General features: G+C 57.3%; 10 protein-coding genes and 1 pseudogene. All 11 read right to left on the bottom strand.

Annotation, left to right across the window (positions count from 1 at the left end; all coding sequences use genetic code 11):
• Positions 1-4: 4 nt before the first annotated feature.
• Positions 5-1048 carry a glycosyltransferase gene (locus BUB29_RS08485; RefSeq protein WP_033523322.1) on the bottom strand — a complete coding sequence of 348 codons (1044 nt, stop codon included), beginning with the start codon at positions 1046-1048 and terminating at the stop codon, positions 5-7.
• A gap of 5 nt (positions 1049-1053) precedes the next feature.
• Positions 1054-2181: a polysaccharide pyruvyl transferase family protein gene (locus BUB29_RS08480; protein ID WP_033523324.1), complete on the bottom strand. Its 1128-nt coding sequence runs from the start codon at positions 2179-2181 to the stop codon at positions 1054-1056.
• The gene (locus BUB29_RS08475) at positions 2178-3263 is read right to left on the bottom strand and encodes a glycosyltransferase family 4 protein (protein WP_033523325.1); all 1086 of its coding nucleotides are present in this window, start codon (positions 3261-3263) and stop codon (positions 2178-2180) included. The genes BUB29_RS08480 and BUB29_RS08475 overlap by 4 nt, the downstream gene beginning before the upstream one ends.
• A gap of 5 nt (positions 3264-3268) precedes the next feature.
• Positions 3269-4480, bottom strand: coding sequence for a hypothetical protein (locus BUB29_RS08470; protein ID WP_143155191.1), 1212 nt, complete (start codon positions 4478-4480; stop codon positions 3269-3271).
• Positions 4449-5633 (bottom strand): glycosyltransferase family 1 protein, encoded by a 1185-nt coding sequence (locus BUB29_RS08465; protein ID WP_051915181.1) that lies wholly within the window; start codon positions 5631-5633, stop codon positions 4449-4451. The genes BUB29_RS08470 and BUB29_RS08465 overlap by 32 nt, the downstream gene beginning before the upstream one ends.
• Positions 5626-6117 carry an acyltransferase gene (locus BUB29_RS08460; RefSeq protein ID WP_033523326.1) on the bottom strand — a complete coding sequence of 164 codons (492 nt, stop codon included), beginning with the start codon at positions 6115-6117 and terminating at the stop codon, positions 5626-5628. The genes BUB29_RS08465 and BUB29_RS08460 overlap by 8 nt, the downstream gene beginning before the upstream one ends.
• Before the next feature lie 31 nt (positions 6118-6148).
• Positions 6149-7576: a polysaccharide biosynthesis tyrosine autokinase gene (locus tag BUB29_RS08455; RefSeq protein WP_033523327.1), complete on the bottom strand. Its 1428-nt coding sequence runs from the start codon at positions 7574-7576 to the stop codon at positions 6149-6151.
• Positions 7577-7762: 186 nt separating this feature from the next.
• The gene (locus BUB29_RS08450; protein ID WP_033523328.1) at positions 7763-8347 is read right to left on the bottom strand and encodes an arsenate reductase/protein-tyrosine-phosphatase family protein; all 585 of its coding nucleotides are present in this window, start codon (positions 8345-8347) and stop codon (positions 7763-7765) included.
• 340 nt (positions 8348-8687) lie between these two features.
• Positions 8688-10002, bottom strand: a pseudogene (locus BUB29_RS08445) (MFS transporter).
• Positions 10003-10613: 611 nt separating this feature from the next.
• Positions 10614-12128 carry an L-arabinose isomerase gene (gene araA / locus BUB29_RS08440; RefSeq protein WP_033523330.1) on the bottom strand — a complete coding sequence of 505 codons (1515 nt, stop codon included), beginning with the start codon at positions 12126-12128 and terminating at the stop codon, positions 10614-10616.
• 52 nt (positions 12129-12180) lie between these two features.
• The gene (locus tag BUB29_RS08435) at positions 12181-12873 is read right to left on the bottom strand and encodes an L-ribulose-5-phosphate 4-epimerase (RefSeq protein WP_033523332.1); all 693 of its coding nucleotides are present in this window, start codon (positions 12871-12873) and stop codon (positions 12181-12183) included.
• Between the last annotated feature and the right edge of the window lie 6 nt (positions 12874-12879).

Here is a 12879-nt window from a genome sequence, read left to right as displayed (position 1 = left end):
CAATCTACTTCTTCAAGGTTTTCTTGATGATCTTCATCAGTCCGAGGGCTCTGCCGTACCAGGAGACGATGAGCGTGGAACGCGTGCGAAGCACGGCGGCCGTCAGCTTGTTTCGGCGTCCGACCGGCTTGGTATCCGCCAGCAGCTCCGCGACAACCGGATCATGCACGATGCCGTCAAGCAGAGATCGACGTTCCTTGCCCTGGACTTTCCGCTGCCCCGCATACATGGCTCCGATGATGATGTCGAGATTCTTGATCAGGCGATTCCCATGCCGGTTGAGATATTCGGGATTCCATCGAGAGATGACGGGCAACAGTTCGGCGTGGACACGTTTGCGGGCCGCGAACCATCCCGGGTTGAAGGAACTGACGGCGCTTCCGGAACGGATGACATAGTAGTACAACGCTTGCGGCACGCAGCTGACACGCTGCGCCTTGGCATACAACGGAAAGTTGAACAGCGAGTCCTGACCGACAAGCACACCCGGCGTGAAACGTCCGTCATTGTCCGACAGGAACGATCTACGGAACAGTTTGTTCCACGGCGGACACACGTACTGGGCGTCGCTCAGGGCCGCGAAATGCTCCACGAATTCGGAATTCGTCGCGGTATCGAAATCCAGCAGCCGGTTATGCCGAGTCACGGTGTACCTACCGTCTTTGAATACGCTTTCCGCGTTCGAACAGAAGACGATGTCGGCACGAGTGCGCTCCGCCCGCTTCACCAGTTCCTCGACGGCATGGTATGAGACATAGTCATCGCCATCGACGAACCACACATACTCTCCCCGTGCGGCATCCAAACCGGCATTACGTGCCACGGACACGCCTTCGTTCCTCTTATGGATGACATGCACACGCGGGTCACGCTCACCCCATGCATCACAACGCTGCGGACTGTCATCCGGCGAACCATCGTCCACCAGGAAAATCTCTATATTCGCATAAGTCTGTCCGACCAGACTATCCACACACTTGTCCAGCAACGACGCGACCTTGAATACCGGCACGACGATGCTGACCAACGGATCCGAACCATCAACCATACTGCTCACTCTCCCAATGCATTATCCAGATACGCCATGGATCGTTCGATTTCCCCATCCAGTCTTCCGCCGACCGAACCGTAATCGATGGGCCCGTCCTCCCACGTCTCGCCCTCGATAAGCTGACGGGCATCAAGTCCGCACAACCTCAGCAATGAACTCATACGATCATCCATGTTGACCTTGCCGTCATGCTTGCCGCGCACCACGTAGAATTGCTTTTTGAATTTGATGGAGAAAGCGGTTCCGTGGAAGGAAGCCGAAAGCACGTAGGCGGCGTTCCTGATCAAGCTCAAGTAGTGGTTCGGCGCCGCCGCCTCGAGCAGATGGAACCCATACTTCCTCAAGCCATAGGATTTATTGCCGGTGAACATCACGTATACGGGAAGCCCCTTGCTCCGTGCGAACGCCTGCACCGCCTTGGCGGCGGAATCATTGAGCTCGATGGAATCAATCGCATAGTAGAAGATATACGGCTCCTGCACGAGTTTCCCCGCCGTGATGGAGTCGTAGACATCCTCGTCGAGCAGCAGGGTCGGGTCAAGCACCTGCTCGACATGCTGATGCACCAGAGGCTGCAGATATTCCCGCGCGCTCGACTCCCGTACTGAAATGTGCTGGTAGTCCGCCAGCAATCGGGCGTAATGGTCGGCGAGCGCTTGATCGCCACGCTTGTCGAGGATATGCCCTCCCATGCTGGAAGCATAGGAGATCTTACGGCCACCGTGCACGAAGCTCAGTGCGTAAGCGTCGGAATAGTCCCATGCATCCATGTTCCAGATCTGGTCGCTGCCGGATACGAACACGTCGTATGCACCGTTCAGCTCCTCCAGCTGTTCGACGGCATCATAGGATTTCGGCGTGAGGTTCAGCGCCGTATGCTGCAGGGATACGAAATCATCGTATCGCTGCTGAATCAGCCTGTGGTGGAGGAATGCATACAGGTTTTTGGCGATGTCCTTCGGGCCGGACACTTTCTTGTACACGTCATACAGGTACCGTTGGCGTGGAGTGGAGAAATCGATGATGTCGCATTCGTGGCCAAGCCGTTCAATGGCCTTCTGCGTGGCGAACGCCTGCAGGAACGAACCGTTGTTATGAGCCGCGTGGTAGGTGATCAATGCGGTCTTCATTGCGTTACCTCATTCAGTACTTGGATCCATGATCGGATGATGGTGTCCATGTCGAAGCGTTCGGCATCGTCCAGTGCGTGGGATGCCATATCGGATCTCTTCCGCGGATTCGTGATGAGTTCCTCCACCGACATGGACATCCGTTCGGTGTCGAAACATGGAATCAGATAACCGTTGACGCCATCCGTCACTATGTCCGACGGTCCGGTTTCACAATCGAAACCGATGATGGGAATCCGATGAGCCTTGGCCTCCAAAAGCACCATCGGCAACCCTTCGAATCGTGATGTCAGAACAAACATGGAGGCATGGCGGTAATACTCGTCCATATCCGTCACACGGCCCCGGAATATGAGACGACCTTCAAGTCCCTCGTCGATGGTCTTCCGCTCCAACGCCTCGCGGTCCTCGCCGTCTCCCAGAACCACCCATTGCCAATCCGGATGCGCCGGCAGCACTTCGGAGGCGACATCGATCAGCAAGTCGAAACCCTTCTGGTAGGTAAGGCGACCCGCACTGACGATCATCCGGGAATCAAGATCGTAATCCCCGCCCGTCGGGGGAACCCGCATCGGATTCGGGATCGCGTATATCCGCCGGCGTATTCTGAGATGCTCCTCGTACAGCTTCTTGTCCGCCTGAGTAAGCGTGACGATGGCATCAGCGCTGCGCGCCGCCCACCGCCTGGTGATTTTACGATACGGGACATCCGGATTCTGATGGTAATTGAAATGCTCCCAAGAAATGACCTTCACACCCGTCCCGCGTCTGATCGGCAACGAATACATGTCGAGAATGCCGTCGATATCCACCAACACGTCGATCCGATGGGCACGAATGACATTGCGCAGACGCCTGCAAGTATCGGCATAGTGCCGAATACCATGCACAGCAGTCGGATAAAGCGCGAATCGCCGAATCTTGGAATTTATCGCGAAAAACGGTTCCGGACGCTCCTCGAACAGGCTGACGAATGAAACCTCATAACCGTCGTGTGCCACGAGCCTGTTCGCGATCATGACGGACACGTTCTCCGTCCCTCCCGAACGCGTGATGTCACCGGAGAAAAAACCAACATGCATAAGTTTCAGCCCTTCGAGACAGCGCTATGGGAACCCCTTGGCAATTCCGCATGTCTCGCATGCGACACCTTCCATTCCCGAATCCTCTGGTTTCGGGACATCACCAGAAGGTGAAGCACCGGGAACGTGGCCGACTCATGGCGTACCCAGGAACCGAAGTCAGGTTCGAAAATCACCGATGCAAGCAGATAACCGAGGAACACCGCCACGGCGAGAAGCTGCACCTCATCCTCGATTTCGCTGATCTTACCGAACAAGTGGGCCAGATATACGGTGACCGCCAACTGGAAGAAGAAGAACGGCAGGTATTGCAGGCTTCTCACCGCCAACTCGAACGGCAGCATCATGCGCAGCGCGTTGATCAGATAATTGATCAGGAACAACGGCAGACTGGTGGTATTGTTGCCGCCAATCCAGTTGTTGATCAACGTGGCGCTCGCCACATCACTGGAACGCCCATCAAGGCTATCGCTACGAACCGTCATGATTTGCTGGTAGGCCCCCGGCATCACCACACGGGAAACGACCATGACGGCGCACACCAGCAAATACATCGAGACGATCATCGCCACTATTTTTCCATGGGGAGATAGCTTCTTCGCCTGCCGGAACATCACCAGGATGCAATACATCGCCACGACAAGCGCCGCGATCAGGATGTAGTACTCACGGAACACCTTGCTTTCAAAATACAGGATGACGGCCGCCAGCAGAATCTTGACCATGGAATTCTGCAGTGGAAGCAACAGGACAAGATACACCGCGAAGAAGAACGCGAACTGTATGACATCCTTGCCGATGTCGAAAATATAGATGTTCAGCAATCCAACACAAGCGAGAAGGAAGACCACCTGCGGCATATCCGGTTCCGGAAGCCGGAGAATCATGAAGAAGATCAGCACGGTCAGCGCCAATCCCAGAATCCAGCTCCATTGCGTCAACGTGGTCAATCCCAGCACATTGATCGAACGGAACACGTTCGCCGCCGTCTCATAGCTTCCAGACCACGCCTTGACCCCACGGTCACCGATGGACATACCGAGAATACGACGATTATCGTAGAAGAACCTCGCCGGAAGCATCATGGACAACAGCTTCGCGACAAGCATGGTGACGAAGGTCAGAATCAGCGCGGTGTTCTTGTTGCGGTTCTCCCACCAACCAACCTGCTCTTCCTCCAGCAGCTCATCGTTCATCTGTCTTCGATCCTTGCGCATACTCCTGCTTCCTCCGCAACTCATCCACGTAGAATCGTTGCAACCATTCGGCATTGGATTGGATGTCGAATCCCTTCCCCGCCACCAAGGACGCTCCCTCGCCACGATTGACATCGTGCCACCGACGATGTTGATCCAATATACGTTCCGCCCAATGCCGCGGATCATCGTCCAAACCAATGATCTGTACATTGCCTGTCACATCACACTGCTCAGGCACTCGATCGGAGATCGTGCAAGGCAAGCCGGACGCCTGCGCCTCGATCATCGTAACGGGAAGCCCCTCGTACAAGCTCGGCAATACAAAGGAATCCATTCCCTGCAGCAGACGATCCACATCAGAACGAACCCCGAGGAATCGAACCGCATCATGCAGGCCCAACTCGTCGACTTTGGCCTTGATCCGGTTCTTCAACTCATCATTCGTCTCGCCGCCGCCCACAAGCCACAACACACTATTCGGGCATTGGCGATGCACTTCAGCGAAAATATCGATGAGGAAAACATGGTTCTTCTGGGGAAAGAACCTTCCCACATGCCCGACCACGAAGGTTTCCCGATCATCAACCCTGAACTCATGGCGCACCTGTTCGGCGATTGCCGGATCGTACCGGTATTGACGGGTGTCTATGGCATTGCGCTGCTGAATCACTTTGCCGCGGTTCGCCTCACCAAACAACCAATCCCCAGCCTCGGTGCCGCATGCGAACATATGCGTCACATACTTGGGCAAGCGCATGCGAAAATATTCACGGAACACGGATTTCAAGTCGAATCCGACCGGGCGGTTGTGCGCGTGCGCGATACGGACCGGCACGCCGCACTCGGCAGCTATACGCAACGGGAAATAGCTGCGCTCCTCAAGATTCGAATGGATAATACGATATTCCGGATGTTGACCAAGGAATTCACGGAATTCGCGCTTATAGCGGCCAAAATACTGCGGATACATCGGGCACATGCGGTATATACGACCGCCGAGGGCCTCTATTTCATCCTCATAGGCGGCATGGTAATCACGGTTGACCAGAAAATCATACGTGACCTTCTCACGATTGAAATGACGCAGGTAATTCATCATCATGGTTTCGGCGCCGCCACGATCCATGACCGTGTCAAGAACCAATACACGGAGCGGAACATATTCAGACATGATGCACCTCTTCCCTGATTTGACGTTGTTCAAGACGGACCACGGTGTTCGACGGGACATCCCCGTCAATGACGCATCCCGCCCCAATCACGCAATTATCCCCGATACGGGCACCTTTGATGATGGTAACGTTGCTGCCGATCCAGCAGTGTTCTCCGATGATGACCGGAGCCGTGGAATAACCTTGTCCCTTGATCGCCTCATCGACGTCCGCGAAACGATGATTATGGTCATATACGCGAACGTTCTCTCCGAAAATGGTCTCGCTGCCTATGCGAATCTCCTCGATAGCGTGCACAGCGCAATCATTATTGAAGAACACATTGTCTCCAATAGTGATGGTGCCGCCCAGCTCGGCCGTCAACTGCAAACCCCTGCGGAAGTGGAACGCTTTACCCCATCGAATCGATTTGCCGTAGATGATCGTGTACAGAACCTTCAGAAGCATCCCGGCAAAGCGATACCACAGTTTCACCATCGCCATATGCCTTATTCCTTATTGTCGATGAGAACCACTACCGCCTTTTCTTACCGAAACCGGAGGATTTCCTCTTCTTCCTTCGATCCGAACGGCTTTCTTCGGAATGATCCTCGTAGTAGTAATGGCTCGACCGACCGGCATTACTTACCGCAACCATGTTGAAGACGATGCCACGCGCCTCGGTCCGCGACATCTTAAGTTCCTTCGTCACATCGAGCAAGGATTTCTTCTGAGCAACACCTTGGCCGACAACCATAATCAGAACCCCGCCCTGCTTGGCGAACACAACCGCATCGTTGGCAACCGTCATGGGTGCGGTATCCACAATCACGACATCGTAGCGCTTGGATGCCTGGTCGATGAGGTCCTTCATGGCATCAGAGCCAAGCACTATGCCGGACGTCGTATTCTGATCCTCGGAAGGCAGGATATGCAGATACGGCTTCCAGTACGTCTGAATGGCATCCTTGGCGGAGACATCCCCTGCCAGGAGGGAGACCAAACCGATACCATTATTCAAATCAAGGGCGTTCGCCACGGAAGGATGCCGCACGTCACCGTCAATCAACAGAACGCTCTTGCCCTTCTCGGCAAAGGATGCGGCGAGGTTGACGGCCACCGTCGTCTTACCCTCACGAGGATTCGACGATGTGACGATCAAGACGTTCGACTGATTCAACTCATTTGGTGTCACGAAGGAAACGTTGGTGGTAAGACGATGGAATTCCTCGGCGGCATGACCACGCGGCTTTACGATCACGGCAGGCGTACCATCGGAAACGGTATGTGCCTTCGGAATCGACGCCAAAATAGGGCTATCGATAATCGCTTGGATATCGCTCGTCTCATTGACGCCCTTATCCGACATCTCCCGGATGACCGCACCCAGCAAAGCAACGATCAGACCGGCGATGATGCCAATGGCAATACAGGCCGGCACATTGGGGGAAGACGGCACCAACGGCTTCACCGGCTGCTGAATGGTGGGCAACGTCACTTTAACCGAAGAACCCAGCGTACTGGACAGCTGCTTATTCAACTGCCGAGTGGACTCCTCGACGATTTTGACCACCTGATCAGAATCCGGATAAAGAGCCATGATCTGGATCACCGGCGATTTCTCATCGACGACCGCGGATACGCTCTGCCTCAGCTGGGAGACATTGCTATGCAGGCCAAGATTATCGATGACCGACTGCAGCACGGAATCCGACTGCAGAATATCCGGACACAAGGAAGAGACGGATGAAACGCTGGAAGCGGAGAATGCCTGCGACTGGGAGGTCGCATCCGTGGCGTTCGAGGAGGACGAGCTGGCCTGGATCAACAACTCTGCAGTCGCCTTGTACTGCGGGGTCATGGTCAGCGTGCATCCCACGACAGCACCGACCACCACACAGAACAGGACAATCTCCGTCACCCAATGTTTTTTGACGGCACGAAGCACATTGGTAAAATTCACGACTCCCCAATCCCCCTGCCCGTTCGGACATAAGTCTTTTGCATAAAACGCTCTCCAATCTTTGAGCCATTCTACTGCCGTTGTTGACAAAACAGCACGCTTACCGTTTGCCCCCCCCTATCTTAGCGACATCGTTTCACACCGATAGACGATGATTTGCCATACGTCTATACACGCTTATACGCGTTATACGATCTGCTGCCGCACGGGTGCCGGATCGACCACATCACGCCTCTTCATGGCGTTCAGGATCGTGCACAGATCACGATTGAGCTCGTTGCCGACTTCCGCGAACTTGATGAACGGCTTGCCCAGCGGGTCCTCGATATCCTTTGGCGCGGGAATCATGGGACGGATCATCGTGGATACACTGACGGCCGACATCAAGCGTTCCTGGATGGTGGTGCCGTGAATCAACCCCTGCTGGGCGCAGTATCGGCACATGTTGGCGAAATCGTCCACCAGGAAGGTGTAGCGCACCGCATTCGGCGCCAAGGTGACGATGTCCTTGCGCTGATTCTTTTCGAAGCACAGAATGAGATCGGCTTCCTCGGCCATGGCCTTGGTGAGACGTCGCGAACGGAATCCGCTGGATTCGATGCCCACGCTGCGCATGAGTCGCCCGCTGTTCCGGTCTATCTCATGCTGCTGAAGCCCCCTCGTTCCCGCACTGGTCACACGAATAGTGGTTCCGGAGAGGTATTTGCCGAACAATAGCTCGCCCATGGGCGATCGGCAGATATTGCCTGTGCATACGAACATGATGAGCATATCGCTGGCCAATCCTCACAATTGCATTGAACGACGGTATCAGCACCAGTTTACTCATCACAGCGCCGTTATGCTGGCGGCAACGGTTTTCCCGACCTTCGCCCCACCCACACACCATGTTTCACGAATTGTTTCACGCCTCTTTATACGTTTTGCTTAATCAGAATCTTCTTAACCATTAAGACTTGGAATCATTGGAGCTAAACCCGTTTTCCGGTGTTCCGCATGCATTCCGGAACGGTTAGGGGTTCGACTCGCACATAAAAAACGGCCACGGCCCCAGGTGGGGTCGCGACCGTTCGACTGCGATGATCGGTGACCGACGTTCAGCGCACGTGAATCACAGCGTGTAATCCTTGTCCTTGCTTTCGCGGATGAGGAACAGGGCGAGCAGGGCCACGGCGGCCATCACGGCCATGTAACAGCCCACGCCGGTAATGCCGAACTTGGAGTTGACCAGCGCCTGGGCGATGGTCGGAGCGAAGGCACCGCCGAAAATGGCGGCGAGGTTATAGCTCAGACCGGCGCCGGAGTAGCGCACGCTCACCGGGAACAGCTCGGGCAGGTAAGCGCCGCAGGGGCCGAACAGACCACCCATGAGCACGAAGCCAAGGCACAGGAAGATGAGCACGTGGCTGGCGGAGTGCACGAGCAGGAACGGAGTGAAGAAGCTGAACACGAAGGTGGCTGCGGTGACGACGAAGAGCACCTTCTTACGGCCCACCTTGTCGGCGTAGATGCAGGAGACCACGATGAAGATGGCGAAGAACACCACGGAAACCATTTGCAGCAGCAGGTATTCACTCTGCTGGAAGCCGAGCCCCCTGACACCGTAGGACAGGGACCAGGTGCCGAGCACGTAGAACAGCGTGTAGGTGATGCCCATGGCGAGGGTGCCGAGCACGACTTCCTTCCAGTAGGGCAGCAGATTGTGCAGTGGGTGCTTGGAGGTGCGATGCTGCTCGGAGGCCTGGCGGAACACCGGGGTTTCACTCATACGGGCACGCACGTACAGGCCGATGGCCACGAGCACCACGGATGCGAGGAACGGGATGCGCCAGCCCCAGGCGCCCATCTGGGCCTGACCGAGATGGGTGGTGAGTAGAAAGTTCAGGCCGTAAGCGCAGAAGAAGCCGATCGGGGCGCCGAGGTTCGGGAAGGAGCCGTACAGGGCGCGCTTCTCCTTCGGCGCGTTCTCGGTGGCGACCAGCGCGGCGCCGGACCATTCGCCGGCGAGGCCCACGCCCTGGCAGGCGCGGCACACGCACAGGATGATGATCGACGCGCCGCCGACCTGCTCATAGCCGGGCAGACAGCCGACGAGGAAGGTGGCGATGCCCATGGTGAGCAGGGCGATCACCAGGGTCTTCTTGCGGCCCATTTTGTCGCCGAAGTGGCCGAACAGCATGGAGCCGAACGGGCGGGCGAGGAGGGAAACGGCGAAAGTGGTGAATGCCATGATCTGGGCGAGGACCGGATCGGTGACGTTGGCGAAGAAAATCGCGCCGAAGTAGCTGGCGGCGGCGATGGAATAGCAGTAGTTGTCGTAGAACTCGATGGCGGTGCCGACCATCGATGCGGCGATGATCTCCGGGCACGGAGTCCTTTTTCACCGGCTTGGTGGCCGGTGACGCGGTTGTTGCAGTTGCGGACATGAGTCCAAACCCCTTCTTGCAACGAAATTTTTTCGTTCTCTTACGCACCTATGGCGGTATGCCGGGTGCGCGGCAGGGTATGCGACAACCGCATGCGGGCTTGTGGCCCAGACTGACAGCGGTGCCGCACCCCGCTGTGCTGCCCACTGTTCTACACGCGCCTCGGAGGCAAGGATTCGGCTGGTCACATAGTGAACGCCCGCGTTTTCAAAAAATGAGAAACCCGCCGTCGTCTCCTTCATACAGCGGATTTCCGACCGCTTCCGCCGAACCGCTCCCCCGGTCAAGTGCCGCGACGAGCCCCTGCCGCTTCGACACAAGACCGGGAACGATGCAATAGAAAAAGCCCGGCACGAAGCCGGGCTTTTATCACGTCAACATTGGGATCCGTCACGACGGTCCCGTCACTGACATGATGCGTGCGGTAACGGTGCGGCAGAAGGCGAAGGCGTACGAAGGTACGTCGAACCTTCCGCCCGTGCCGTTAACGCTCCATCATCACCCAGTGACGGTCCCGTCACTGACATGATGCGTGCGTCAGCAAAGCGCCCCGAAGGAAGCGGTACGAAGGTACCGCGACTGAGGAGCAATGCAGTTGACGCTCCATCATGTCAGTGACGGTTGTTGAGACGGTGGTACATTTCGCTGATCTCCAGCTCCTTTTCGAACTGGCGGGCGGTGGTGTTCTCGTCGATCACGGCGAGTTCGACACCGGCGATGCGGGCGAAGTCCTCCCAAGCTTCACGACCGACGGAGGTGGTCATGCAGGTGTGGTGGGAGCCGCCGGCGGTGATCCAGCACTGGACGGCGGTCTTCAGGTCCGGCTTCGGCTTCCAGACGGCGCGGGCGCACGGGAGTTCCTTGAGGGAGCCCTGCGGGGCGACGACGGAGACTTCGTCCATGAGCAGGCGGAAGCGTTCGCGCTCGTCGGCCATGGAGACGACGACGGCGTCACCGGGCTTGCCGGAGAAGACGAGGCGGACCGGGTCGGACTTGCCGCCGATGCCGAGCGGGTAGATGGCCAGCTTCGGCTTTTCGATGGTGCCGATGGCCGGGGAGACCTCGAGCATGTGGGAGCCCATGTCGAGCTCGTTGCCCGGAGCGAAGTTGTAGGAGTAGTCCTCCATGAGGGAGGCGCCACCTTCAAGGCCGTAGCCCATGACGGCGCCGATGCGCACGAGGACGGAGGTCTTCCAGTCGCCTTCGGCGGAGAAGCCCCAACCGTACTCGGAGGGGAAGCGCTGCGGGCCGACGCCCGGCAGCTGCGGCAGGGTGCCGAGGTCTTCGAAGTTGTCGACGGCGGCGGTGCAACCGTTCTCGCGCATCATGTTGACCATGGCCGCTTCCTCCTTGGCTGCGATGAACAGCTCATCGTAGCGGGAGTCCAGCAGCTCGGGGGCAACGTCGTACTTGGCCTTGTAGTCCTCGATGAGAGCCTTGACCTGATCGTCCTTGACCTTGTCGTACGCGGCGACGAGTTCGTTGACGGCCCAGGTGTTGATGGAGGCGCCGAACACGCGCTCGGCCTCGGTCTTGTCGCCTTCGGTGACGGCGACGTTACGCATGTTGTCGCCCCAACGCATGACCTTCATGTTCTGGGAGGCGTCCCAGCCGGCGCAGGCGCGAGCCCAGGTGCCGACCTTCTCGGCGACTTCCGGATCGGTGTAGTGGCCGACGACGATCTTGCGCGGAATGCCGAGGCGGGAGACGATGTAGCCGAACTCACGGTCGCCGTGCGCGGCCTGGTTCAGGTTCATGAAGTCCATGTCGATGGTCTCCCACGGAATCTCCTTGTGGTGCTGGGTGGCCAGCTGCAGCAGAGGCTTGGTCAGCACTTCGAGACCGCGGATCCACATCTTAGCCGGGGAGAAGGTGTGGCACCAGGTGATGACGCCGATGACGTTCGGGTTGGCGGAGGCTTCGGTCATGAAGGCCTTGACGCCGTCGGAGGACTTCAGGGTCGGCTTCAGGACGATCTTGGCCGGGATCTTGCCGGTCGCGTTGAGGAAGTCGACCATTTCGCCGGTCTGCTGGGCCACCTGGCGCAGCGCTTCCTCGCCGTACAGGTCCTGCGAACCGACGCCGAACCAGATTTCCTTACCTTCGAAGGGGTTTTCCATTGCCATTGTTGTTTCCTTTACTTCGTTGTGTTTGGATGTAACGTTTCGTTTCCGGGGCTCAGTGCTGGCCGTAGACGTTGGTGTAACGGTCGTTGAGCTTGTCGATGTCCTCTTGCGGGATCGGGATGATATCGCCAAGCTGCTTGGCGGCCCACATGGTGTGCGCCACTTCCTCGGTCATCGCGGCGGCCTTGACGGCAGCTTCCGCATCCTTGCCGATGGTGAAAGGACCATGGTTTTGCATGAGCACGGCAGGGGATTTCGGATACTGCTTCAAGGTCTCCACGACGCCTTCGCCGATGGCTTCCGAACCGATGAGGCGGAAGGGACCTACCGGTACGGGGCCACCGAATTCGTCACCCATCATGGTCAGACCGCAAGGAATGTTCTGGCCAGTGGCGGCCCAGGCCGTCGCATAGGTGGAGTGGGTGTGCACCACACCGTAGACGTCGGGCATGTGACGATAGATGTATGCGTGGGAGGCGGTATCGGAGCTCGGGGCTTCGGCGCCATCGACCACGTTGCCGTCGAGGTCGCAGACGACCATCGAGCTCGGGGTCAGGTATTCGTAGCGCAGACCGGAGGGCTTGATCACCATCAGGTCGGCGGTGTGCAGTCGCTGGGAGACGTTGCCCGCGGTCCACACGACGAGGTTCCACTTGATGAGCTGTTCGTGCAGCGTGGCGACGATCTCGCGCACCTGCTTGACTTCGGCGCGGACTTCGGGACCGTAATCAGCCAAAGTTGCCATTTTGTC

Source organism: Bifidobacterium merycicum DSM 6492, from assembly GCF_900129045.1.
Classification (GTDB): Bacteria; Actinomycetota; Actinomycetes; order Actinomycetales; family Bifidobacteriaceae; genus Bifidobacterium; species Bifidobacterium merycicum.
Note: the sequence above shows the minus strand (reverse complement) of the source record. Positions and strands in the feature narration are given on the sequence as shown.

Excerpts from the sequence above, each read along its gene's own strand:
- BUB29_RS08485 (WP_033523322.1), bottom strand. The coding sequence starts at position 1,048 with ATGGTTGATGGTTCGGATCCGTTGGTCAGCATCGTCGTGCCGGTATTC.
- BUB29_RS08480 (WP_033523324.1), bottom strand. The coding sequence starts at position 2,181 with ATGAAGACCGCATTGATCACCTACCACGCGGCTCATAACAACGGTTCG.
- BUB29_RS08475 (WP_033523325.1), bottom strand. The coding sequence starts at position 3,263 with ATGCATGTTGGTTTTTTCTCCGGTGACATCACGCGTTCGGGAGGGACG.
- BUB29_RS08470 (WP_143155191.1), bottom strand. The coding sequence starts at position 4,480 with ATGCGCAAGGATCGAAGACAGATGAACGATGAGCTGCTGGAGGAAGAG.
- BUB29_RS08465 (WP_051915181.1), bottom strand. The coding sequence starts at position 5,633 with ATGTCTGAATATGTTCCGCTCCGTGTATTGGTTCTTGACACGGTCATG.
- BUB29_RS08460 (WP_033523326.1), bottom strand. The coding sequence starts at position 6,117 with ATGGCGATGGTGAAACTGTGGTATCGCTTTGCCGGGATGCTTCTGAAG.
- BUB29_RS08450 (WP_033523328.1), bottom strand. The coding sequence starts at position 8,347 with ATGCTCATCATGTTCGTATGCACAGGCAATATCTGCCGATCGCCCATG.
- araA (WP_033523330.1), bottom strand. The coding sequence starts at position 12,128 with ATGGCAATGGAAAACCCCTTCGAAGGTAAGGAAATCTGGTTCGGCGTC.
- BUB29_RS08435 (WP_033523332.1), bottom strand. The coding sequence starts at position 12,873 with ATGGCAACTTTGGCTGATTACGGTCCCGAAGTCCGCGCCGAAGTCAAG.